Genomic DNA, 22,823 nt, shown 5'->3' on the forward strand with positions numbered 1-22,823 from the left:
GTGAAGCACTCCATTCAATGGCAAAAAGGACGCAGGGGCGTCCCATTCCAGAGAATGGCGGCTCTAGATCAGCAGGCGCCCGGTGCGGACGAAGACTTCGGCATAGCTGTGAAGGGAATGCGTTCGTCGTTCCGGCGGCCCACGGGACGTGAAGGCACCGGCGGGCATCGCGAAAACCAGCGTCACCTGCGTCGGCCAGACGACGCTCTGCGATATCGGATCCGGCAGCGAGACCAAGGCGGGCAGCATCGCCGGAGACGACATCGCGATGGCGCAGGCGGTTTCGTCGTCAAGGCAACCTTCGGCGGACACACCATCCGGCTGCCCGTGAGCTTTATATGCGACAGCTTCATGGTGGCTGTGAGAGGCGGACACCGCAGTTGCCGACGCGGCGTTGGCGGAGGGCGCAGGCCAGCAATGGCCCAGCGCGATGAACACCACGCTCAGGACGTACAAAGCCGATATGTGTGCCCGGACCCGTTTCATGGCTTTACAATGCGACCTTCCACCATGGGAAGGTCAAGCAGAAAATCGCACAAGGGCGGTTTGCCGCAGCGTCACGGACAAGAGACAGGTCCTACTACCCAAGATCACGTCTGTTACTGCACGGGCGAGCACACAACACATTCCAAGTCTTTGAAACAAAAGGCGACTCGCTCAAATCCTTCATAGGTTAGTGCGCTCGACCTGATCTTGCGGCCTGCTTCATATCAGAAGCTGAAATCGAGGGTCCGGCAGCGATAATGTAGCGTTAGCGCCATAAACGGTCATCAACTTCAAGCTTCACATCGAGCACCTGGATACTTGGCCGGAACGATCAGACGCACGAATTTCTCGAAGACGTCGGTCCTTCTGCGCGTCTTCCGGCAACAGGGGAATCTGCCGCCACGGCCTTGTGAGAGACACCTCGGCCGCGGGGTTCCCCGTGGCTTCGTCTCAACAGAGCAAGCTCACTGGAGCTTGAAAGGCACGATTAGGAGGAGCATTCCGCCGACACAGTCTTCGAGCTCTCGCGTCACGCGCTCGAACTGTACAGGCTGAGTGGTAGCACGTTTATTCATGCCCTGCCGCGCAAAGATACACCGCACGCGATAGCGCAAAACGTCAACGCCACGCCGGTCATCGTGACAGCGGCGAAGGCGAGGCCCGCTTCGGGCGCGCGGGGGCTATTCCGAACTGAAGTGCACCGCCTAGGGACCATTCCCGAAACAGGCCTTACACTCAATTCCCACCAGCCCCTCGCGCCTCCTTCCCATGCACAAGCCGGTAGAGCGCGGGCAGCACCAGCAATGTCAGTATCGTCGAGGACAAGATGCCCCCGATGACGACGGTTGCGAGCGGCCGCTGGACCTCAGCGCCGGCGCCGACATTGAAGGCCATCGGCACAAAGCCGAGGCTGGCGACAAGCGCCGTCATCAGCACCGGCCGCAAGCGTGTCAGCGCGCCGTCGCGGATCGCGGCGTCGAGACCGATGCCGTCGGCGCGAAGCTGACGGATGAAGCTCAGCATCACCAGGCCGTTGAGGACCGCAACGCCCGACAGGGCGATGAAGCCGACGCCGGCCGAGATCGAGAGCGGCAGGCCGCGCAACAGCAAGGCCGCGACGCCGCCGGTCAGCGCCAGCGGCACGCCGGAAAAGACGATCGCGACGTCGCGCCATGACCGGAACAGGGCATAGAGCAAGCCCAGAATCAGCAGCAAGGCGGCCGGCACGACCAGCTGCAGGCGCTGCGCCGCCGATATCAGCTGTTCGAATGTGCCGCCATAGCTGACCCAGTAGCCGGACGGGATCTCGAATTCCACCTCCATGCGGTCGCGCAACTCGCTCACGAAGGAACCAAGATCGCGGCCGCGGACATTGGCGGTGACGACGACCCTTCGCTTGCCGTCCTCGCGGCTGATCTGGTTGGGACCGATCACGATCTCGATGGCCGCCAGGTTTTCGAGCGGCACGAATTCGCGCGGGCCCTGCCCCGACAGCGGCAGCGGCACGCGCAAGCGTCCGATCCGGTCGACATCGCGCCGCAGGTCCTCGGGCAGGCGCACGACGATGTCGAACCGCCTGTCGCCATCGAATATCTGTCCGGCCGTCCGGCCGCCGAGCGATATCGACACGACGTCCTGGACATCGCCGACATTGAGACCGTAGCGCGCCAGCGCCGCGCGGTCGGGCGTGATCTGCAGCACCGGCAAGCCGGTGATCTGCTCGATGCCGATATCGGCGGCACCGGGGATGCCGCTCACCACGCCCTCGACCGCCTCGCCCAGACGCAACAATTCATCGAGATCGTCGCCGAATATCTTGACCGCGACATCCGCCCGGACACCGGACAGAAGCTCGTTGAAGCGCATCTGGATCGGCTGGGTGAATTCGTAATTGTTGCCCGGAACGGCTTCGGCGGCTGCCTGCATTTCCGCCACGAGCTGCGCGCGCGGCTTTCGCGGGTCCGGCCATTCGCTGCGATCCTTCAGCATGATGAAGGTGTCGGCGACCGAGGGCGGCATCGGATCGGTCGCCACTTCGGCGGTGCCGATCTTGGTCACGATCCGTTCGACTTCCGGAAAGGGCGCAAGTTGCGCCTCGAGCGCCTGCTGCATCGCGATCGCCTGGCTGAGGCTCGTTCCCGGAATGCGCAGGGCATGGAGCGCGATATCGCCTTCGTCGAGATTGGGGATGAACTCCGAGCCCATCCGGCTCGCCGCCAGTGCCGACAGGACCACCAGGACGACCGCGCCGGCGATCATCGAGAGACGGAATTTCAGGGCCGCATCGAGGACCGGGGCATAGAGCCACCGCGCCCAGCCCATCAACCGGCTGTCCTTTTCCTCGACCTTTCCGGTGACGAACATGGCAACGGCCGCCGGGACGAAAGTCAGCGACAACAGCAGCGCGGCCGTCAACGCCATGACGACGGTGATCGCCATCGGATGGAACATCTTTCCCTCGACGCCGGTAAGCGCGAAGATCGGGACATAGACAAGGGTGATGATCGTCACGCCGAACAGCGAGGGCCGGATGACCTCGCTGGCGGCGGATGCCGTCAGCGCAAACCGCTCGTCGCGGTCGAGCAGCCGCCCCAGGCGGCGCTGCGCCTCGCCCAGCCGGCGCAGGCAGTTCTCGACGATGATGACCGCGCCGTCGACAATCAGCCCGAAATCGAGCGCGCCGAGGCTCATCAGATTGCCGGAGACCTTCGACTGGACCATGCCGGTGACCGTCAGCAGCATCGAGAAGGGAATGACGGCGGCCGTGATCAGGGCCGCGCGGATATTGCCGAGCAGCAGGAAGAGCACCACGATGACGAGCAGCGCACCCTCCAGAAGGTTCTTTTCCACCGTCCGGATCGTGCGTTCGACGAGGTCGGTGCGGTCATAGACCGCGACGGCCGCGACCCCGGGCGGCAGGGCCTTCGCCGCCTCGGCAAGCCGCGCGGCCGCGGCACGGGCCACGACGCGGCTGTTCTCGCCCGCCAGCATGAAGACCGTCCCGAGAACCACCTCGCGGCCGTTCTCGGTTGCCGCCCCCGTGCGCAATTCCTCGCCCGTATCGACGCCGGCAATATCGGCGATGCGGATCGGCACACCGGCGCGATGGGCGACGACGATCTGCTGCAGATCCCCGATCGCCGATGCCTGTCCGGGAATGCGGATCAGATATTGTTCGCCGTAGCGTTCCACATAGCCGGCGCCGACATTGGCGTTGTTGGCCTCGAGCGCGGCGACGACCTCGTTCATCGTCAGGCCATAGGCCGACAGCCGGTCCGGATGGGGCGTCACATGATACTGGCGCACGAAACCGCCGATGCTGTTGACCTCGGTGACGCCCGGCGTGTTCCGGAGCTGCGGACGGATGACCCAGTCCTGCAACGTCCTCAAGTCTTCGGGCGTGTAGGCGGTGCCGTCCGGTTTGCGCGCGTCGGGGTCTGCCTCCAGCGTGTACATGAAGATCTCGCCGAGACCCGTCGCGATGGGGCCCATTTCCGGGCTGATGCCTTCCGGCAGCTGGCTGCGCGCGCCCTGCAGCCGTTCGTTGACCAGCTGGCGGGCGAAATAGATGTCGGTGCCGTCGGCGAAGACGGCCGTGACCTGACTCAGTCCGTAGCGGGAAATCGAGCGCGTGTAGTGCAGGCCGGGCAGGCCCGCGATGGCCGTTTCGACCGGAAAGGTGATGCGCTGCTCCGCTTCGAGCGGCGTGAAGCCCGGCGCCTCGGTATTGATCTGGACCTGGACGTTGGTGATGTCGGGCGTGGCGTCGATCGGCAGACGCTGGAAGCTCCACACGCCGATGGCCGCGGAAAGCAGAACAAGCGCCAGCACCCCCCAGCGAAAGCGTATGGAGCCGGCGATGATGCGTTCGAGAAGTGGCGCGCGCGGCGCTTCGGGACCGGTGTGTACATCAATGGTCATGGCTGGCTCCCGACTTCTCGATATCGGCGCGGATCAGGAATGCGCCGTCGGTCACATATTCCGTGCCGGATTCAAGCCCGCCCAGAACCTCGGTCCATTCGGGCGTGCGCCGCCCGAGTTCAAGCATGCGCACCTCATAGGTGTCGCCGACCCTCGCATAGACGACGGTGAAGTCGCGGAAGCGCTGCAGTGCGCGGGTGCGGACGGCAAGCGGCACGTCCTCCGACGCCACCGCGACGGCGCCTTCCACGCTCATGCCGGGACGGAAATGCGCTGCGGCCGACGGCGGCAGAGCGACATGAGCAACAAGTGCCTGGCTGTTGCCGTCGGCGGCGGGCAGCACGACTTCGACCTGGCCCGTCGTCCGGGCCTCGTTCGAGAGACCGCGAATGTCGGCGGTCTGACCAACCCGGATCCTTTCGGCATCGCGGGGATAGACAAGAAGCTCGGCATGCAGCCGTGTCGGATCGGCGACGACAAGCATCGGACGGTCGCCCGCCAGGTCGCCGGTATTGGCGGTTTTCGCGACGACCACGCCGTTCATCGGTGCAAGGACCGCATAGGCCCGAAGACTGTGACTGGCCTCGATGCGGGCAAGAACCTGTCCCGCGCGCACGGCCTGCCCCAGTTCGGCCCGCATTTCCAGGATGCGGCCGGGATATTGAGCGCGAATCTCGCTCCGGCCTTCCGGTACGATTTCGATCCGTCCCGCAAGATCGACGAGATGGCTAACGGTTGCGGGGCCGGCGATTTCGGTTTCGATTCCGCCGGCGCTTGCGGCTTCCGCCGAAATGATCGTCCGTCCCTCATAGGAATCGTAGGACCATTCGTATTCGCGGCCGTCTTCGACCGCACGGACGCGCACATCGAAGGAATGCGGCTCGACGACGACGCCGTCGCCGCGCAAATAGTCTTCCTGCGGCGCGAATTCGAAGCGATCGACCCGCCCGCCGAGGCGGTGCAGTTCGATCCCGAGATCGACATCGGCCGGGGCGATGGGCTTGTCCGCCCGGTAGGCATAGACACGGAACTCCGGATCGGCGCCATCCTCGAAGATGGTGATTTCCAGCGCGAAATCATCGTCGCGGAGCATCCGGCCGCGATGGGGACCACGTTCATACTCCTGATCCGCCGAGATTTCGTGGCCATGGCCATGGCCGGAAGAAGGAGAATCGTCGCAGCCCGCAATCAGCACGAGTGTTGCGAACGCCGCCAGCAGGCGGCCGACAAGGGCATGAGTCATTGCTTGTGCTCTGTATTGGAAAGGAGGGAAACATGGCTGTCGCTCAGGCGATCGAGGCGCGCGCCGTCGAGATGAAAACGGCGGAGCAGTTCGATCCGGCGGGAACGGGCATCGGTCAGGGCGCGTTGGGCTTCCGTTACCTCAAGCAGCGTGAAGGCGGTGCCGCCCCGGTTGAACCCTTCGCGGACCAGCGCCGCCGCCCGTTCGAGCCGGGGAAGAACCTCGGCATCGAGCCGGCCGATTTCATCGGCACCGGCGGATCGCGCGGCGGTCAGGCGATCGATCTCGCGCTGCCGCCTGTTCCGCGCCGCGGCAATATCGATCTCCGCCGCCAGCTGTTCGGCCTGGGCCCGCTCGATATTGCCCCGATTGGTGTCGTAAACACCGAGAGGGATCGAAACCCCGAAAACCACCGCAACATCGTCATCGGCCGAGAAGTGACGAAGTCCCGCGCGCAACGAAACATCCTGGACGCTGTTGGCCCTCTCAAAGCGGACACGCGCGGCCGCCGTCTCACGCGCCGCCGTCAGGAGCGCGAGATCCGCGGAATCATCGTCGCGCGGCTCGCGCGCCGTGAGCCGGGTGAACCCGGTCTCGTCCAGCCGGAAATCCCCGTCCCCGCCCCAATAGGAGGCGAGCGTCGCGCGGGCCGCCCGCGCACTCCGGGCTGCCTGCTCGCTGTCGATCTGCGCCTGAGAGAGCGTTGCAAGGACGCGCTCATGCACGAACTGCGGATCGAGCGCCCGCTCGGCGCGGCGCCGAAACTCGCCTTCCAGCTGCTTGACCGCCACGAGACGGTCGTCCGCAAGCGCCGCCGCTGCCTGCGCTGCAAGGGCTTCGACCCAGGCAGACTGCACTTCGGCGGCCAGATCGAGAAGACTGGCGATCCTTCGCCTTTCCGCCTGCGCCAGTTCCGCCCCGGCGATATCCGTTCGGGCCTTTCTTTTGCCGCCACGCTCCCACAGCTCCTCGTAATAAAGCGTGGTCGACGTCTCATCGAAACGCGAATAATTGCCCGATCCGCCGAAATCCTCCATTTCGACACCGAGAACCGGATTGGGCCGCGTGCCGGCCTGGTCGAGATGGGCCTCGGCAGCCCGAATACGTGCGGCACCGGCTCTCGCCGTCGGGTCGAAGTCGATCGTCCGTGCGAGAACATCGGACAAGGTCAGCGTTTGAGGCTGTGCGTTGACGTCGGTCGCCGGGAACAGGGCGAGAAAGGCGATACCGAACGACAACGCAAGCCGGTAGAGCGCCAGACGGCGCGCATCGCGGATGAGCGGCATGATATGATCTCACAGGCAGGCGTAAATTGGTCCGCATCCGGAGATGCGGGCGATCAAACGCTGGCTGAGAGTTGTTTGGGAGGACGTTCGGGGCCGTGGACAGGCATACCGGAACGGGCCTGATCCGGCGCAACGGCCAGCCTGTCCTTGTTCCGGTCAATGCATATGCCGGCGCTGGCCCAGAGGGGCAAATTCGGTTGCCCGTCCCCGTGATGATGATGTTCGGGGCCTGCCGTGCCATCCAGAGACGCCTTGTCGATGCTCCCGTCGAAGGCGGCATCAAGCTGATTGACCGGATGATGATCGTGTTCGTCCGCCGCGTCCCACTGATGCTCCAGTTCGTGCAAGGCCTGCACGGTGGACGCCGCTGAAAAAGTGGCCATCAAGACGATGCACAGCACCGTCAAGACAGATTTCAGCGGGGATTGGCGGCGCGTCATGCGGTGATCCTATGGATGAAGCGCAGTGATGGCAAGATTCCGTAATCGACCATCGAGAGTCTCAAAGGCGAGTTCCGGGATGTTGAGCGTTTCGCTCATTCCGGCCCGAGGGTTTGGGCTAAGAGTGCCTCTTCAGTTAAGGCCGTATAATAGGGCCTCGGCGTAGGGCCGAAGTCGGGTTGGGCGGGGCGGCGGGAGGCAAGACTCATGTCCACCTCACCTGCCGATACATCGTCCGATACTTGACCTGAGCCCCAAGTTTCATCCAGTCGGAAGTAGAGTCTGTTGATCATTGAACTTGCCCCCAACCTTGGACCGGCCGGGCTGGTAAATTCCGGCTTCATCTGACGGCAGGCTGGCCGGGGTTGCCGGCCGGAAGATGAAGCCTGATCGGCACTTCGTTTCCGATCGCACTGTGCGGTCGGACCTCGTTGTAGTCTCTACGCCAAGCCTCGCATTTTGATCGCGCTTCGTCGAGGCTCAGGAACCAGTTGGCGTTCAGGCACTCCGCCCGGAACTTGCCATTGAGGCTTTCGATGAAGGCATTGTCCGTCGGTTTGCCTGGCCGTGAGAAGTCGAGCGTGACGCCCCGCATGAAGGCCCACAGATCGAGCTCGCGAGAGATGAACTCCGGGCCATTGTCGAGGCGGATCGTCTTCGGGTAACCCGCTTGTCGTGCCGCACGCTCAAGCGTGTCGACCACATCTGCCCCCTTGTAGCTAAAGCGCACATCGATCGCCGGCGAGAACCGCGTGAAGGTATCGACGACCGTGAGCACACGGATCTTCTTCCCGTCAAAGAGCTGGTCGTGGACGAAGTCCATTGCCCAGACCTGGTTGGGCTCTTGTGCCGGAGAGCGCCCCTCCCGCAGCTTCGCCTTGACCCGTCTCTTGGGAGACTTGTTCCGCAATTGCAGGCCCATCTCGCGATAGAGCCGGCAGACACGCTTTGCATTGACCTGCCATCCTTCCCGCTGAAGGAGAACATGGATGCGGCGATAACCATACCGCACCCGCGTCTCCGCGATCTCCCTGATCCGCTGCTTGAGTGCCGTCGGGTCGTCACGCTTCGACCGGTAGTGATAGGTCGACCGGTCAACGGGCACCGCCTGGCATGCGCGGCGTATGCTGACCTGCCAGACCGATCGAACATGGTCGACCAGCCGCCGCTTCCGGGCAGGCCTCAGATTTTTCGGCGGATGACGTCCTGCAGCATCTCCTTGTCCAGAGAGAGGTCAGCCACCAGCTTCTTCAGCCGCTGGTTCTCCTCCTCAAGCTGCTTCAGGCGCTTCATCTCCGATGGCATCAGACCGCCATACTTCTTGCGCCAGTTGTAATAGGTCGCTTCGGAAATCCCCGCCTTCCGGCAGACCTCCCCGACCGTCGTCCCTTCCTCTACCTGGCGCAAAACGAACGCTATCTGCTGCTCGCTGAACTTCGTCTTCTTCATGGAAAATCCTCCGCTCGGCCAGGAACGGTAAATTAGAATTTTCCAGCTTCAAACGGTCCAGTTTCCGGGGAGCAGGTCAAGCTGATATCAACATTTACCGCACGGGCGGTAGAAGCTAACGCCGCTTTCTGCCGCCCTTGAGCGTCTCCGGTTCGCGCTCTCCTGCTTTCGGTTTTTCAAAAAACCGAACAATCTCAATATCCAGAGCGATAGCCAATCTTTCCAATACCGCGACGGTCGGATTCTCCAAACCACGCTCGACTCGACTGACATAAGTCCGATCAACTTGTGCGTCTACCGCCAATGCCTCCTGGGAAAGCCCACGACGGACTCTAAGTTTTCTGAGATTTCTGGCAACCAGTGACCGGGCATGCATAACCCGAACTTCACAAGGAGAGACTGATTAAACCACGGACTTTAGTCCTACCTTTTGTCGTCCAGTTAATTTCTGCACTATTGAGACGCTGATCTGAGCTCCGAGTTTCATCCAGTAGGGCTCCCGCAAAAAGCCGTCCCGCAGCGTCAATACAGTTGATCGGCTATTTCTCTTAGGATTGCTGATGCTTCAGCCGTCCGACCTGCCTTTAGATGGCGCGCAGCTTTTTGTAGAACTTTGTGATGTTCGAGACGTCGCACGAGCGTGTTCTCATGCAGCTCAAGTTGGCGCAGTCGGGTCGCCAATTTTTCCGCCTTGGCTGCGTCGGAAATGCGAATGCGACGATTGAGCACGTAGGTCAGATAGGGCCGAAGCGACGTTGAACTCGAATGGCCCATCATCTCGGCCGCCTTGACGAGAATTGTCTCGATCCAACTCGACTCCGAACCGACCATTCCGTCGTCGAAGATTGCGTCTACCAACGTCTCAATGGTGCGTACCGCGTACCGGGCGCGGAGGCGATGGATGCTGGCGCGCGCAACTCCCGCCTTCCTGAACGTTTGGCGACCAATCGAGGTCACACTGTCGAGATGCAGGGGCATTCCAGTGGTACTGGACAGGAATATCTCGTCTGGCTCGCGATAGCCTACGAAGGTCTTGAGGCAATGCGAAACGATGTCACGGCGTCCGAACTGTATATAGTCGAGCGTGCGGATGAGTAGGTCTGGTGGGACGTGTAGAGGCTTCGACCTGCCACCTTTGCGCTCGACCACGACGGTCCAAGGTTCGTCCCGCTCAATCAAGTCGGCAAGCTGGTCGCTTGTGGGCATGTGCGACTTGCCCACGCGCATGAACTCTGCGCGACGTGGCCCCGCCTCCTCGGCCCACGAGAACATTAGTGAGTCCCGCTCACCGTGCAGGCGCTCGACCGCGACCTCGTGCAGGTCGCGGATTTCCTCTTCCGTCGGCGTATGGCGGACATGAGCACTCTGGCTCGGCTCGCTGAGCGTCAGCGGTGTCGTCCAACTACCGTAGACGCGACCGAGCCGTCCTTTGGTATAGCCGCGCTTGGCGCTGATTGGAAACACGACATGCGCCATCTGAGCGGGGAGTTCGTCCTCGGCGTAGATGCCAACCTGGAACCGGATCCGCCTGTTCTCCTCGGCCCAGCGGTAGAAGGCGAAGATCGTCTTCAGTGACATGTTCACGCGGCCGATGGAGACCCTCTGGGCGCGGCGCAGGTGCTCGCGCCATGCTATCAGGAATTCGTCGTCCACCGACTGCCAGGTCCTGCCGCGCTGCCGGCAGAAGCGTAGAAACGGTCGAATGACCTTGGCATACTCCCGCGCGCTGCTGGCGGCCACGCCGTAGTCGACCACAACGGTACGGAACCAGTCGGAGGCGGCCTCGTCGATGCCATCGGGCCAGACCAGCGTCGGAACATCGGCCCAGGACTGCCCCTTGATCTTGCAGCTCGCGTTGGTGCGGACGATGAGACCGAGTGAAGGATCCGGTTCAGCCATGCTCACTCTCCTCGTAAACGAGCATTTCGCGGCGGCCTGCACGACAACACGGCATCGAGGCGCTTCTATTAGGACGCGGAAGGTCACTCATCTCGGCGGACTGGCTACGGCCGCCTGGTTCACGTCCTGGCTAAGCATGCGATCCGTGTCGGCAAGAAGTAGCTTGATCTTCGGATTTTGAGTGGTAACGGCGGGTTGGGAGCCGATCTTCTCAACAAGGTAGTTGCGTCGAAACCGCTTGCCGTCCACCGCCCGCTCTCGCTCCACCGGATTGGCGAGCGCCTCGGCAACGACCTGCTTGGCGCGTTCGAAGTACACGCGGCCGCGATCGGGGTTGGACAGTGTCGATAGATCCACCGTCCATATGTTCTCAATGTCGGCGAACCTCATTCCACCACCTTCAACCCCTTGTGCGTCGCAAGCTGGCGACGGAGATCCGCAATGAGCTCATCCTTCTGCTTATTCTCCTCAAGCAACATGATGCTTCGTATCTCTGCGGCATCGGCGCGCTTCTTCTCATGTAGCCGCTGATCGCGTTCGGAATGCCACTGCGACACTGCCGCCTCAAGCTGTCTGTCAAAGGCCTTGCGATCGAACTTCGTCGTTGTCGCGACCGGGACCAACGTCGACTGTCCCTTGGATTTCCCGAACCGGTTCTTCAGGGCGGTAAGGAGACCGGCGACGTCGCGCACCAGGCTGCCATGCAGAGTATGAGTCGTCGTGAACTCGTTGGGCGAGACGATGGGCAGGATGCCAAGTTCGACATCATCCCACACACGCGCGGCCTTCAAGCTCTTTGGAATAACCTTGCCGGCAGGTATACCCTCGCGCAGCCATTCGCGCAGGACCTCGAGTCTTCGTTCAATCCGCTGTTCCACGGTTTGGCGTTTCAACCCGGCTTCGGCGACGAGGTCGGTGACCGTGGAATGTGGGCCGGTCATCCCTTTTCCTCCTCATCGTGCGCTGCCCTCTGGATCGGGCTTGCGTTATCGTATCTAGCGTCCCGCACTTGCCGCAGCTCGACCATTCGCGCTTCTTCGAGTGCACCGAACAGAGTGCCAGCGCGCGGCTTGGACGCGGATGCGGCCTCAAGGTGGAGCACCTCGGCGTTGACGAAGGGCTGGCGTGCGCCTTCCGTCACGGCATGCGGGCAGATCGAGCAGACCGAGGGACCGGCACGCGCGAAATCGGGTCCGACCGCATCCGCGTCCGGCCACTGTCGACGGCATGCCGCCGAAGTAGCCGCATCGCGCGTTCTGGGGCAGGAGCATGTGACCCAAGGTTTCGGCGTCAGAACCAGACCCTGCCGCTGCATAATGAGCGCGAGGCTGGCACCGACACGTTCGGGGGAGGCAATCTGGAGTTTCCTCCGAAACATGTCGACGAGACGCTGAGCGGTCTTCTTCAGGCGCTCGCCCGCCGCGCCAGACACCGACCGTTCTCCAGCGGCAATGGACCGAGCGACGTGGCCCGTGTAGTCCCATTCGACGTCGGTCCAAAGCGCGGCGACTTCGGGATCCTGAGTTACGTAGCGCTTCGTCATCTCCAAACTGAAGTGCCGAAGGTGGTGCGACAACGCCTCGATCGTTGCCCCCTCGAAGCGATAGAAGTACAGGACGGCGAAGAAGCGCCGAAACTGGTGGGGATGCCAGTGCCATGCTACTGCCGGGCCGCCGCGCGGACGATGGAGCGGGACCTTCACGGCCGCAGCAAATTCGTCCAGGTACCGGCCAACATCGAGGCGCATCGTTTCACCATCAGGGCGCAGCCACTGGAACAAATGGTCGGTACCAGTCTCACTCCGCGCCGCCGTACTGATGGCCATCATGACCTCGACTGCCCGTGCCACCAGACTCGGTACCGGAATCCACTCCTTCCTCTGTAATGTCTTCTCGATATAGACGTTCAGCCACCAGCCGGATTGTTCATCGCCACGAAGGCAACCGTCCCGCAAGTCGTCGATCTCCTCGTCGCGACGCGCGGTGAATGCGGCGATAACGATCCAGCAGGCGGCCGTCATGTGAAAAACGTCAGATCGATCTCCTGAGCAGATCCTCAGCATCTGACCGCGATCGAAGATCCAGCGGGCGGAATGCTCAAGGAGGTGGAGCGCGAGCATCGGTGGCGGGATCGGTGTGCGCGCGACTCCTACGCCCTTCACGACCGCGACTCGCGCCGCGCCACGCGGAAAGGGCTTGAACGAGATCGCCTCCGCCGCGATGCGGCGTCGCATGGCGTGAAGCTGCTCGAGTGGGTCCAGCCACCGCTGCATCGATTGGACTGACACGTTTGGCAGCGGCTTGAGATTGTTTGCATGACTGCGCGTCTTCAACCCGTTGGCTTTGGCCGCCCGGGCGATAAGTATAGCAACGCGCGGCAGCACTTTGGCGTTGGAGGGCAGGTTGCATGCGGCCAAGACCAGACTCGAATGAATGTTTGTCGTCCTCGCTCCTGATGAAGAGATGACATACCGTGGAAGCCCGCCGAAAGGCGTGGAATTAGCGGCGTTCGCCTCCGAAAGCTCACGTAAATACACTTCGAGTCGTTCCGAGGCACGGAGGACCGCATCGGCACCGTAGCGGCATTCCTCGATCAATTGCTCAACATCATATGGCTGGAGGTGCGCAAATGACCAAATGTTGCGGATGGTGAGCGCATGGGCGAGGTTCATCAGATTCCTCACCATAGACGCGTGGGTGTATGCGTCGTCGATGCGACTGAACCGGGGGTCGCGCAGCCACCAAGCATATTCCTTGATCGTCGCGCAGAGCCGGTCTGCATCCACCAAGAGTCGACCGTCGGCCAACCTGAAGCGGAAATCGATCGTCGCCGTCCTCTTGAGATCGCGGGTATCAGAGACCCTCCACACCGATTCGGAGTAGGCGTTATGCAGCCAAGGCGCGCGACGTTGCTCATCAATACCGGAGGAAGCCGGCGGGGCGCCCTGAAACGTGATGGAAGGCTGACGAATCATGCGGATCACCAAGGCCGGGGCGCTACGTAGCCGGGCAGCGCGGATATCTCGTCAGCCCGTCGTTGCGCATTCTTCCATATTCTGATCATGGGTCCGCGCACCATTTTCTCCTCGACGACGTCGGTGAGGCAAAGCCACGGAAGCCAAATTTCGTCCCACCGTTCGGGACGGTCGCGTTCCCATTCGGGCTGAAAGGCTCGCAGCGATCTTTGCCAGAGCTGCAGGGTGGCGATGGCCTCGATCTCGGCCACGATGAGCAGGTTCGGGCAATCGTTCCAGCAATCGAGCGTCGAGCACGTCTCACCATGCTCTCCTGGACGGCCGCGCTGATCCATACAGAAGGTGCCGAGCCCCGTTGCGCGCAGATGGCCCAACCGCGCCTCGAACTGCTCAACGGTGATGCCGAGCTTTGACGCTGCATCCTCGATGCCGGACATGACGAGCGTCTCGAAGGCTTCCTGGAAGCGTCGGATGTTCTCGTCGTACAGGAGCCTGGTCGGCCACTTCTGCTGATAACCTTGTGACACAACGAGACCATGCTGGCCTATGGCCATACCAGCGGCGAGCCGTCCGTCGTCTCCGAGTGCGGCATGCAGGAGTACGCTCGGCCGGATCATGCTGGGGACGAGGCTGATAGCTTCCAAGCCCGGCGTGGATGCAACGAAACTTTTGAACCAGTATGTGTACCAGTGCGAAGTCATCAACTGCACACGCTTGCCAATCCGCATGAGGAACAATCTGTCGGTGTCGTCAGAGGCCGCGCACGCTTGCAGCCGTCCGCCAGCCGACAATAACCACTCAATGGCGCGGACGGCAGGCGAGGTGTCCGGCAGGTCGACTATGATCGGCTTGCCTTGCGCCCGTGCCTTATACCCGGTGATACGACGATACCCCTTTAGGTCGCTGGACTCGATGCACTCGCGGTCAAGCGTGCGACCGACACTCACATTCGCTCCGCTCTCGATGAGGTACAAGGTGAGGATAGCGCCGACCGTCTCCGGATCGGGGTGTAGCATTGGCACTATGGTCTGCACGCCGCCATACTCAAGGTAACGCTTGGAAAAAAACTGCCCATAGGCACCGACATTCGCGCCGCCGCGCGGCGGAATTCCGCGATGTCGCTGGATGATGAGACTCAGCAGATTGGCGATACCTTGCTGCACCTGACCATCGGCCGCTTCCGTGGGGTTCGGGAAAAAGCTGCGGACAAGCTGGTACCGTTCGTAATTGGTGAGGGCGCCTCCGATGTAATCGGCCTCGAATCTGGCTCCGTCGATCTGAGCAAGGGAGAGGAGCTCGCGCCCGCGCTGATGCACTTCGACGGCCGCGTCGACGATGGCTGTCGCGCATGTGCGGAGAACATTTAGACGTCGCTCCAGGACGAGGCGGATTGCTGCGACGGGATCGGCGGGTAAATCTCGCGAAGCGCCGATCTCGATGGCGAGCCCGTTGATGAACTGGTCCGATTCCTCCATGCCGAGGTCGGTGCCCGAGCCCCTGCACACTTCCAAGTAACGATCCCGGGCGAAAGCTACGTAGTCGGCCTCGGCCCTGTTTCGATCGACAGGTCCCGCTTCGGCGACGCTCGGCCGGTGTTTGTTGCGATACCGGCCGTATTTGACGCCGGGTAGCGGCGTCGACGTGGCTGGCACCACACGTCCGGAGGAAAGGCCGTCGAGCATTGTGCGGAGCTGAGCGATCGCACTGTCGATCGCCCTGTCTGCGGTGCCACCGGCCGCGATGCCCGTGACCAGGTGTTCGCGGTAGGCAAAAAGCGCGTCCTCCCACTCGCCAGCCGTCAGCACCCGACCGCGCCCGGTCGCTTCGGCGACGACAGCGCGACAGTGCGGGTTCGAGCTCAAACCTATCCACTTGAGCGCTTTGAAGAGCTGCAGGTAGGGGCCTTTCGCTTCCGCCCATCCGACCGCGACCTGCTTGAAACGGATGCCGACGCGTTCGAGGAAGCGTGTGGGCCAGATCGGCGCCAGGTCACTGAAATGAAAAACGCGTCCGTGTAAGAACGGATCGATTTTGCTCGCCTCGACTTCGGCCATGATCTCTGCTTGGCGCGCGGCAATAGCATCGGCGAATGGCTTGTCTCGGAACCTGATATTCGGGACTTGGGTCACCTTCGCAAGCTCACTCAGATTGAGGGTCATCCGGTCCTTGTTGAGCGTCGGCCGGCCGGCCAAGGCCGCCCGGATACGATCGAGTTCCTCCTGTTTCACGAGCGGCAGATAGCCTTCGTGCTCCACGCGGGCGTCGAACTCATCGAACAGGGCGCGAATGGCAGCGTGACGCACCATGAAAGTGCCGCCGCGCAGCCCGAAGTATGTCTGAAAGACGGTACGATCCAGTTTGCCATTGCGAATCCCGAGTTCGCGGGCGTCATAGGCAGCGGTGAGCCACTCGCGCATCGCTGAGAGGTGGCGCAGGGGCCCGGTCGCAATGCCAAGTTCGCGCTCATATTCAGCAAATACGGGGCCAAACCGGGTCAGCGCGCTCTGGGTGCAGTCGAGCAGCTTTGCATAATGGGTGCGGCTGATCTTGTTTCGGCGAGAGGTGACAATGGCATTGGTGGCGCGATCACGGTCGATCAACGCGCGTAGCCGCCCCTCGCTCAACTTGCCGCGCACGCTGCCGACGGCTGCAGGGGATTTGGTCCTAGTCGCCATATCCAATCCTAGATCGCGACGTCGGCCTTGATCGCGGAGTGAGGCGAGTAGCCCTCCACCTCGAAATCCTCAATCCGATAGTCGTCGATGCTCGCCGCGTGACGGGTGAGCCTCATCCGAGGGAATGGGCGCGGCTCGCGTGCGAGTTGCTCGCGCGCCTGATCAAGATGGTTGAGGTACAGGTGGATGTCGCCGCCAACCCAAATCAACTCCCCGGGGCGCAGGTTGGCCTGCTGAGCGAGCATAAGTTGGAGAGCGGCAGCCCCGACGTAATTGAATGCAGCCCCAAGCAGAAGATCGACCGATCTCTGAAACAATAGGCAATTGAGCCGCCCGTCGGACGTCACATGGTACTGGTAAACCATGTGGCACGGTGGCAGCGCCATCGCGCCGAGATCGGCGACGTTCCAGCCATGGAAAAGCATGCGGCGACTCGCGGGGTTCTCACGAACCGTCCGAATGAGATCCGCGATCTGGTCGTATTCGCGACCATCAGCGCCCAACCACCGCCGCCACTGCCTCCCGTACACGGGTCCGAGCTCACCCCAGCGGGCGGCAAAAGCATCGTCATCGAGGATTCGCCGCTCGAACTCATCTTGGGAGACGTTCTCGCCCGTCTCGCGTCGATAAGCGGCAAGCGGCCAGTCGGTCCAGATACGGACGTTCTCGCGGATCAGCGGCTGAATGTTGGTACCACCGGTGAGGAACCAGAGCATCTCCTTTACGGCGGTCTTCCAGTAGACCCGCTTGGTCGTAAGGATTGGAGCGGTCCCGTCCGCTAGGTTAAAGCGGACCATGGCACCGAAGATCGAGCGCGTACCAACGCCCGTACGGTCGATGCGCTCGTCTCCCCGTTCAAGCACATGCTCGAGAAGATCGAGATACTGATATTCTGGGTGCCGCATTCGCACTTCTCCGACCTGAGCGTAAAAAAGGGCTCAAATATGGGACACCATAGCCCTGATGGGGAACATAAATCGAACGCAGCATGTCTTTCATTCATCGACAATAGCTATATCAATATATAACTATATGAAATACATCACATTATTTCATTTATTTCGGGCGCTATGCCAGAAAAGAAGCCCACGCCGAGGAAAATATCGGCCGAACGCTGGTAGAGCTGGCAGGAGAGCTTGCCGTCCGCGACATAGAACTGGAACAGGCAATGGCAGGGCGGCAGCGCCATGTGATCGACATCGGCGACATTCCACGCCGAAACGATCAGCCGCCGCGAATCCGGGTTGCTGCGAATCTGTTCCAGCAGATTCTTGATCTGGTCGATCCTTGTGCCGTCCGGCGCCGGCCAGGAGCGCCACTGATGTCCGTAGACGGGGCCGAGATCGCCCTTCGCGTCCGCCCAATCGTCCCAGATGCTGACGCCATTGGCTTTGAGGTAAGCGATGTTGGTGTCGCCGGCGAGAAACCAGAGCAACTCATGCACGATCGATTTCAGATGCAGCTTCTTCGTCGTCACCAGCGGAAATCCGTCGGCGAGATCGAAACGCATCTGATGGCCGAATATGCTGCGCGTGCCCGTGCCGGTGCGGTCGGTCTTGGTCACGCCCGTGTCGCGCGCAAGGCGCATGAGGTCGAGATACTGTTTCATCGCTGGTCCTGAGATTCGGCCCGCCATTCTAGCCCGAAGCTCGCCGCCCCCGCCACCGCGCGGCAAATCCCGTCACAAGCCTGTGATTATCTGTGGAAAATCTGGCCGCGACGCCCGTCCCGCGCCAGAATGGCCGCAAAACACCAGGGGGCAAGGGAGATTCCATGAAACGCATCCTGCTCGGTCTCGGCGCGGTACTCGTCGTGGCCGTCATCGCCGCGCTCGCCGCCCTGCCCGGCTTCGTCGAGGGTCAGATCAACCGCATGGTCGATGTCGGCCCCCTCGAAGCGAGCGAGGAGGCCGCCCGCCATCACGCGCGGCTGAACGTCGTCGATCTCCATGCCGACACGCTGCTTTGGGCGAGAGACCCGCTGGAGCGCGCCAACCGCGGCCATGTCGATTTGCCCCGCCTTGTCGACGGCAACGTGACGCTGCAGGTCTTCTCGGTGGTGACGAAAGTGCCACGCAGCCAACGCCACACCGGCACAGATGCAAACTCCGACGTCATCACGCTGCTGGCGATGGCGCAGCGCTGGCCGGCGCGCACCTGGGACAGTCTCTTCGAGCGCGCACTCTACCAGGCCGAGAAGCTGCACCGCGCCGAGGCCGCTGCGCCGGAGGAATTACGCATCATTCGCACCGTCGCCGACATCGACGCGTTGCTGGCCGCGCGCGACGGCAGCCGCCCGGTCGGCGGCTTGCTCGCCACCGAAGGCTCGCACCCGCTGGAAGGCAAGCTCGAAAACATAGAGGCGCTCTACAACGCCGGCTACCGGATGATGGGCCTTCAACACTTCTTCGACAACGAGCTCGGCGGCTCGTTGCATGGACTTTCATCCGGCGGCCTCACCGAATTCGGCAAGGAAGCCGTGCGTGAAATGGAACGCCTCGGCATCATCGTCGATGTCGCCCATTCCTCGCATGCGGTCGTTGAGGATGTGCTCGACATCGCGACGCGGCCCCTCGTCATCTCCCATACCGGCATCAAGGGCGCCTGCAACAGCCCGCGCAACATCGACGATGCGCTGATGAAGCGCGTCGCGGAAGCCGGCGGCCTCATCGGCATGGGCTACTGGAAAAGCGCGATTTGCGACCCGGCGCCCGAAGGCGTCGTCCGCGCGATCCGCTACGCGATCGACGAGCTCGGTGTCGATCACGTCGCGCTCGGCTCGGATTACGACGGCGCCGTGCCGGTCGCCTTCGACACGTCCGAACTGGCGTTGCTGACCGGCGCCATGCGCGATGCGGATTTCACCGAAGAGGAAATCGAAAAGGTGATGGGCGGCAACGCGCTTCGCCTCTTCCGCGAATTGCTGCCCGCTGAATAGGCATCACACCGGCAGGTAGCGGAACCGCCCGTTGACGGGAAAGCGCGTCAGAATATCGGCATATTCCGCGCCGCCGCCGATATTGTGGATGACATAGTGGCGTCCGGCGCCGCGCACTCGACTGTCCGACACCACCGAAATATGCGGCAGGCGCCCGCCGATCGTCTGCGTCACCAGATCGCCGGACATGAGTGGTTCGCCGTCCGCCAGCGCCGCGCCCTGCCGCCGGAAATAGGCCGCGAGGTTCGGCACCCGCCGGTGGTCGATATTGCGGTCGGGCCGCGTGAGGCCCCAATTGGCCGGATAGGCGCTGAAATTGGCCGCCATGTCCTCATGCACGAGGCGTTGCAGGTCGGCGCCCAGCGCCGCGCGATAGGCGCGCACGACGACATCCGTGCAGACGCCGCGCTCGGGCTCGACATCGCCGCCCGGATAGGCAAGTCGGCGATAGGCGCCGTCATAAAAGAGCGTCACCCCGATCTGCGCCCGCGCCGCCTCGACAAGCTTCGCAGCCGCCTCCACAGGCTCCGCCGCAAGCCGCGCCGGCAGCGCCAGCACCGGCGGCAACGCGGCCAGCCCCAAAACCACGGAACGGCGCGAAATCATGCGTTTTCCTCTCAAATCCTGCCCGCCGGAAGGATCGCCGCCGATTTCGCCGGAATTGAGGTTCAAATAAGGAATTTCACGCCTATATTAGAGGGGCCGGTGGGATTTCCCGCTCGGCTATGGCGATAAACGGACTGTGGAATAAGCCATTCGGACCCGGGGGCAGTACCCGGCGCCTCCACCAAATTCTCCCTGTCGCGGCAGGGACCTTGGGGGCGAAACAGGATCGACGAGGGTGTAAAGACAGTTTTTTTGCCCGGCATGGTTCCGCCGTCATCGGGCCGTTTTATAGTTGCCAACGACAACTATGCTGAGGCGCGTCTCGCTGCTTAATGCAGTGCGATAGCTTCAAATCAAGTCCCTGGCTTTAGCCGGTCAGGGCGGGGTTCGGGGGTACCTGGCAACAGAAACCCCCACTTTTATCCGCACAAGCCCTGCCCGGTTGAATGACCCGCCTTAAGAGCGGTGTCATGCGGGCCACACTCACGGAATCTTGTAGCGCCGCGCGGTGCGAAACGCCGCTTCGTCTGGATTTCGCCGCCAATCGCTGTTTGAATCGTCCTGCATAAAAAGTGCGACTCACTCGCCACCGGGAGCTGATTTTGGCCGAAGACCTGATGCGATACGACATGCTGGCGCAGGAAGCGCTGAAAGGCGTCGTGCGCCGCGCGCTCCGCATCGCCCGCGACCAGGGCCTGCCGGGCGAGCATCACTTCTACATCTCATTCCGCACAGGCGCGCCCGGTGTCGAGATTTCGCCGAAGCTCAAGGCGCAATACCCCGAGGAAATGACGATCGTCCTCCAGCACCAGTTCTGGAATCTCGAAGTCAGCGAGGAACGTTTCTCGGTCGACCTCACCTTCAACAAGATTCCCGAAAAGCTGGTCGTTCCTTTTTCGGCGGTGCAGGGCTTCTTCGATCCGAGCGTCCAGTTCGGACTGCAGTTCCAGGTCGACGGCGCGGCAAAGCCGGCCGCCGCCGAAGCCTCCGCGCCCGCCGAACCGGCGCCCAAGCCCGAAGGCGACGGCGAAGTCGTCAGCCTCGACGCTTTCCGAAAGAAATGAGCGGCCTGCTCTACCCGATCGTCAAGGCGGCGCTCTCCGGCATCATCATCATGCTCGTTTCGGAAATTGCCCGGCGCTACGCGGCGCTGGGCGCGCTGATCGCGTCGCTGCCGCTGATCTCTCTTCTCGCGATCATCTGGCTCTGGAACGACACGGGCGACGCCGAACGCATCGCCGCGCATGCCGAAGCCACCTTCTGGTATGTCTTGCCAACCCTGCCGATGTTTCTGGCCCTGCCGCTGATGCTCCGCGGCGGCATGGAGTTCTGGACGGCGCTCGGCATCGCCTGCGCCATGACCATCGCGCTCTATCTGGCCGCAATCTGGATTGCCTCGTTCTTCGGCGTAAAACTTTAGGACATCGCGCCCGCCTTGGCGCACCCTGCCCGCCATGCTAAACCGGCGCCCATCGAATTCCTGCCTGCTGGAGCGCACCCGATGGCCGACAAGCCCAAAACCCGCACCGAAACCGACACCTTCGGACCGATCGATGTCGCCGCCGACCGTTATTGGGGCGCACAGGCGCAGCGCAGTCTCGGCAATTTCAAAATCGGTTGGGAAAAGCAGCCGCTACCCGTCGTCCGCGCGCTGGGCATCGTCAAGCGCGCGGCCGCCGAAGCCAACATGGAACTCGGCCGCCTCGACCCCGCCATCGGCAAGGCCGTTGTGCAGGCCGCACAGGAAGTGATCGAGGGCAAGCTCGACGACCATTTCCCCCTCGTCGTCTGGCAGACCGGCTCCGGCACCCAGTCCAACATGAACGCCAACGAGGTGATTTCGAACCGCGCCATCGAAATCATGGGCGGCGAAATGGGCTCCAAGAAGCCCGTACATCCGAACGACCACGTCAATATGAGCCAGTCGTCGAACGACACCTACCCGACGGCCATGCATGTCGCCTGCGCGGAGGAAATTCACCACCGCCTGCTGCCCGCGCTGCAGAAGCTGCGCAACGCGCTCAACGACAAGGCGCAAGCCTGGAACCATATCGTCAAGATCGGCCGCACCCACACGCAGGACGCGACGCCGCTGACGCTCGGCCAGGAATTTTCCGGCTACACCGCGCAGGTCGAAAACGGCATCGCCCGCATCGAACAGACGCTGCCGAAGCTGATGGAGCTGGCGCAGGGCGGCACGGCCGTCGGCACCGGCCTCAACGCGCCTGTCGGCTTTGCCGAGAAGGTTGCCGACAGGATCGCCGCCATCACGCATCTGCCGTTCAAGACCGCGCCCAACAAGTTCGAGGCGCTGGCCGCCCATGACGCGATGGTCTTCAGCCACGGCGCGATCAACACCGTTGCCGCCTCGCTCTTCAAGATCGCCAATGACATTCGCCTGCTCGGCTCCGGCCCCCGCTCCGGCCTCGGCGAACTGGCGCTGCCCGAAAACGAACCCGGCTCCTCGATCATGCCGGGCAAGGTCAACCCGACCCAGTGCGAGGCGCTGACGCAGGTCTGCGTGCAGATATTCGGCAACCATGCCGCGCTGACATTCGCGGGCAGCCAGGGCCATTTCGAACTGAACGTCTACAACCCGGTGATGGCCTATAATTTCCTGCAATCGGTGCGACTGATGGCGGACGCGGCGGTGAGTTTCACCGACAATTGCGTCGTCGGCATTGAGCCGCGCGAGGACAACATCAAGGCGGCGCTCGAACGCTCGCTGATGCTGGTCACCGCGCTCGCCCCGAAAATCGGCTACGACAACGCCGCGAAGATCGCCAAGACCGCGCACAAGAACGGAACGACCTTGCGCGAGGAGGCGGTCGGCGGCGGCTACGTGACCGAAGCCGAATTCGACGCCATCGTCCGGCCCGAAAAGATGATCGCGCCGGAGTAACGCTG

18 protein-coding genes, 1 other RNA gene and 1 pseudogene are annotated in these 22,823 nt (G+C 62.5%); 5 read left to right on the forward strand and 15 right to left on the reverse strand.

Annotation, left to right across the window (positions count from 1 at the left end; translation table 11 throughout):
• Window positions 1-63 precede the first annotated feature (63 nt).
• The 14 genes and pseudogenes from KF719_RS04225 to KF719_RS04290 form a co-directional block, all read right to left on the reverse strand.
• Window positions 64-312, reverse strand: a complete 249-nt coding sequence (locus tag KF719_RS04225; protein WP_293507346.1) for a hypothetical protein — start codon at window positions 310-312, stop codon at window positions 64-66.
• A gap of 909 nt (window positions 313-1,221) precedes the next feature.
• Entirely contained in the window at window positions 1,222-4,407 is a 3,186-nt protein-coding gene (locus tag KF719_RS04230; protein WP_293507347.1) for a CusA/CzcA family heavy metal efflux RND transporter, read from the reverse strand.
• On the reverse strand, window positions 4,397-5,650 hold the full coding sequence (locus tag KF719_RS04235; RefSeq protein ID WP_293507348.1) for an efflux RND transporter periplasmic adaptor subunit: 1,254 nt from the start codon (window positions 5,648-5,650) through the stop codon (window positions 4,397-4,399). The genes KF719_RS04230 and KF719_RS04235 overlap by 11 nt, the downstream gene beginning before the upstream one ends.
• Complete coding sequence (locus KF719_RS04240) at window positions 5,647-6,936, reverse strand: TolC family protein (protein ID WP_293507350.1); 1,290 nt, start codon at window positions 6,934-6,936, stop codon at window positions 5,647-5,649. Before KF719_RS04240 ends, KF719_RS04235 begins: the two co-directional genes overlap by 4 nt.
• 53 nt (window positions 6,937-6,989) lie before the next feature.
• Entirely contained in the window at window positions 6,990-7,376 is a 387-nt protein-coding gene (locus KF719_RS04245) for a hypothetical protein (protein ID WP_293507352.1), read from the reverse strand.
• A gap of 340 nt (window positions 7,377-7,716) precedes the next feature.
• A protein-coding gene (locus KF719_RS04250; RefSeq protein ID WP_293507354.1) for an IS3 family transposase occupies window positions 7,717-8,825 on the reverse strand; the annotation gives its coding sequence in 2 pieces (ribosomal slippage) (window positions 7,717-8,570 and window positions 8,570-8,825; 1,110 coding nt in all).
• A 115-nt stretch (window positions 8,826-8,940) separates the two neighbouring features.
• On the reverse strand, window positions 8,941-9,201 hold the full coding sequence (locus KF719_RS04255; protein ID WP_293507356.1) for a helix-turn-helix transcriptional regulator: 261 nt from the start codon (window positions 9,199-9,201) through the stop codon (window positions 8,941-8,943).
• Between the two features lie 146 nt (window positions 9,202-9,347).
• Window positions 9,348-10,724, reverse strand: coding sequence for a site-specific integrase (locus tag KF719_RS04260; RefSeq protein ID WP_293507357.1), 1,377 nt, complete (start codon window positions 10,722-10,724; stop codon window positions 9,348-9,350).
• An 87-nt stretch (window positions 10,725-10,811) separates the two neighbouring features.
• Window positions 10,812-11,114: a hypothetical protein gene (locus KF719_RS04265; protein WP_293507358.1), complete on the reverse strand. Its 303-nt coding sequence runs from the start codon at window positions 11,112-11,114 to the stop codon at window positions 10,812-10,814.
• Window positions 11,111-11,665 carry a hypothetical protein gene (locus KF719_RS04270; protein ID WP_293507359.1) on the reverse strand — a complete coding sequence of 185 codons (555 nt, stop codon included), beginning with the start codon at window positions 11,663-11,665 and terminating at the stop codon, window positions 11,111-11,113. Before KF719_RS04270 ends, KF719_RS04265 begins: the two co-directional genes overlap by 4 nt.
• Complete coding sequence (locus tag KF719_RS04275) at window positions 11,662-13,698, reverse strand: hypothetical protein (RefSeq protein ID WP_293507360.1); 2,037 nt, start codon at window positions 13,696-13,698, stop codon at window positions 11,662-11,664. The genes KF719_RS04270 and KF719_RS04275 overlap by 4 nt, the downstream gene beginning before the upstream one ends.
• A gap of 5 nt (window positions 13,699-13,703) precedes the next feature.
• Window positions 13,704-16,373 (reverse strand): hypothetical protein, encoded by a 2,670-nt coding sequence (locus tag KF719_RS04280; protein ID WP_293507361.1) that lies wholly within the window; start codon window positions 16,371-16,373, stop codon window positions 13,704-13,706.
• 8 nt (window positions 16,374-16,381) lie between these two features.
• The gene (locus tag KF719_RS04285; protein ID WP_293507362.1) at window positions 16,382-17,278 is read right to left on the reverse strand and encodes a thymidylate synthase; all 897 of its coding nucleotides are present in this window, start codon (window positions 17,276-17,278) and stop codon (window positions 16,382-16,384) included.
• 182 nt (window positions 17,279-17,460) lie between these two features.
• Window positions 17,461-17,982, reverse strand: a pseudogene (locus KF719_RS04290) (thymidylate synthase); the annotation flags it as partial.
• Between the two features lie 164 nt (window positions 17,983-18,146).
• Between KF719_RS04290 and KF719_RS04295 the strand changes: the two are divergent.
• Window positions 18,147-19,310 (forward strand): dipeptidase, encoded by a 1,164-nt coding sequence (locus KF719_RS04295; RefSeq protein WP_293507363.1) that lies wholly within the window; start codon window positions 18,147-18,149, stop codon window positions 19,308-19,310.
• Window positions 19,311-19,313: 3 nt separating this feature from the next.
• Here the strand turns inward: KF719_RS04295 and KF719_RS04300 are convergent, their stop codons facing one another.
• Window positions 19,314-19,916 (reverse strand): DUF1287 domain-containing protein, encoded by a 603-nt coding sequence (locus KF719_RS04300; RefSeq protein ID WP_293507364.1) that lies wholly within the window; start codon window positions 19,914-19,916, stop codon window positions 19,314-19,316.
• A gap of 57 nt (window positions 19,917-19,973) precedes the next feature.
• Between KF719_RS04300 and ssrA the strand changes: the two genes are divergently transcribed.
• From ssrA to fumC, 4 genes are all read left to right on the forward strand, one after another.
• Window positions 19,974-20,334, forward strand: a transfer-messenger RNA (tmRNA) gene (gene ssrA, locus KF719_RS04305).
• A gap of 184 nt (window positions 20,335-20,518) precedes the next feature.
• A complete protein-coding gene (locus tag KF719_RS04310) occupies window positions 20,519-20,980 on the forward strand; it encodes a ClpXP protease specificity-enhancing factor SspB (protein WP_293507365.1) in 462 nt (153 codons plus the stop codon).
• A complete protein-coding gene (locus KF719_RS04315) occupies window positions 20,977-21,336 on the forward strand; it encodes a DUF3147 family protein (RefSeq protein ID WP_363318008.1) in 360 nt (119 codons plus the stop codon). Before KF719_RS04310 ends, KF719_RS04315 begins: the two co-directional genes overlap by 4 nt.
• 81 nt (window positions 21,337-21,417) lie before the next feature.
• The gene (fumC, locus tag KF719_RS04320) at window positions 21,418-22,818 is read left to right on the forward strand and encodes a class II fumarate hydratase (protein ID WP_293507366.1); all 1,401 of its coding nucleotides are present in this window, start codon (window positions 21,418-21,420) and stop codon (window positions 22,816-22,818) included.
• Window positions 22,819-22,823: the final 5 nt, after the last annotated feature.

Source organism: Parvibaculum sp. (assembly GCF_019635935.1).
Classification (GTDB): domain Bacteria; phylum Pseudomonadota; class Alphaproteobacteria; order Parvibaculales; family Parvibaculaceae; genus Parvibaculum.

Excerpts from the sequence above, each read along its gene's own strand:
- KF719_RS04230 (WP_293507347.1), bottom strand. The coding sequence starts at position 4,407 with ATGACCATTGATGTACACACCGGTCCCGAAGCGCCGCGCGCGCCACTT.
- KF719_RS04235 (WP_293507348.1), bottom strand. The coding sequence starts at position 5,650 with ATGACTCATGCCCTTGTCGGCCGCCTGCTGGCGGCGTTCGCAACACTC.
- KF719_RS04240 (WP_293507350.1), bottom strand. The coding sequence starts at position 6,936 with ATGCCGCTCATCCGCGATGCGCGCCGTCTGGCGCTCTACCGGCTTGCG.
- KF719_RS04245 (WP_293507352.1), bottom strand. The coding sequence starts at position 7,376 with ATGACGCGCCGCCAATCCCCGCTGAAATCTGTCTTGACGGTGCTGTGC.
- KF719_RS04255 (WP_293507356.1), bottom strand. The coding sequence starts at position 9,201 with ATGCATGCCCGGTCACTGGTTGCCAGAAATCTCAGAAAACTTAGAGTC.
- KF719_RS04260 (WP_293507357.1), bottom strand. The coding sequence starts at position 10,724 with ATGGCTGAACCGGATCCTTCACTCGGTCTCATCGTCCGCACCAACGCG.
- KF719_RS04265 (WP_293507358.1), bottom strand. The coding sequence starts at position 11,114 with ATGAGGTTCGCCGACATTGAGAACATATGGACGGTGGATCTATCGACA.
- KF719_RS04270 (WP_293507359.1), bottom strand. The coding sequence starts at position 11,665 with ATGACCGGCCCACATTCCACGGTCACCGACCTCGTCGCCGAAGCCGGG.
- KF719_RS04275 (WP_293507360.1), bottom strand. The coding sequence starts at position 13,698 with ATGATTCGTCAGCCTTCCATCACGTTTCAGGGCGCCCCGCCGGCTTCC.
- KF719_RS04280 (WP_293507361.1), bottom strand. The coding sequence starts at position 16,373 with ATGGCGACTAGGACCAAATCCCCTGCAGCCGTCGGCAGCGTGCGCGGC.
- KF719_RS04285 (WP_293507362.1), bottom strand. The coding sequence starts at position 17,278 with ATGCGGCACCCAGAATATCAGTATCTCGATCTTCTCGAGCATGTGCTT.
- KF719_RS04295 (WP_293507363.1), top strand. The coding sequence starts at position 18,147 with ATGAAACGCATCCTGCTCGGTCTCGGCGCGGTACTCGTCGTGGCCGTC.
- KF719_RS04300 (WP_293507364.1), bottom strand. The coding sequence starts at position 19,916 with ATGATTTCGCGCCGTTCCGTGGTTTTGGGGCTGGCCGCGTTGCCGCCG.
- KF719_RS04315 (WP_363318008.1), top strand. The coding sequence starts at position 20,977 with ATGAGCGGCCTGCTCTACCCGATCGTCAAGGCGGCGCTCTCCGGCATC.
- fumC (WP_293507366.1), top strand. The coding sequence starts at position 21,418 with ATGGCCGACAAGCCCAAAACCCGCACCGAAACCGACACCTTCGGACCG.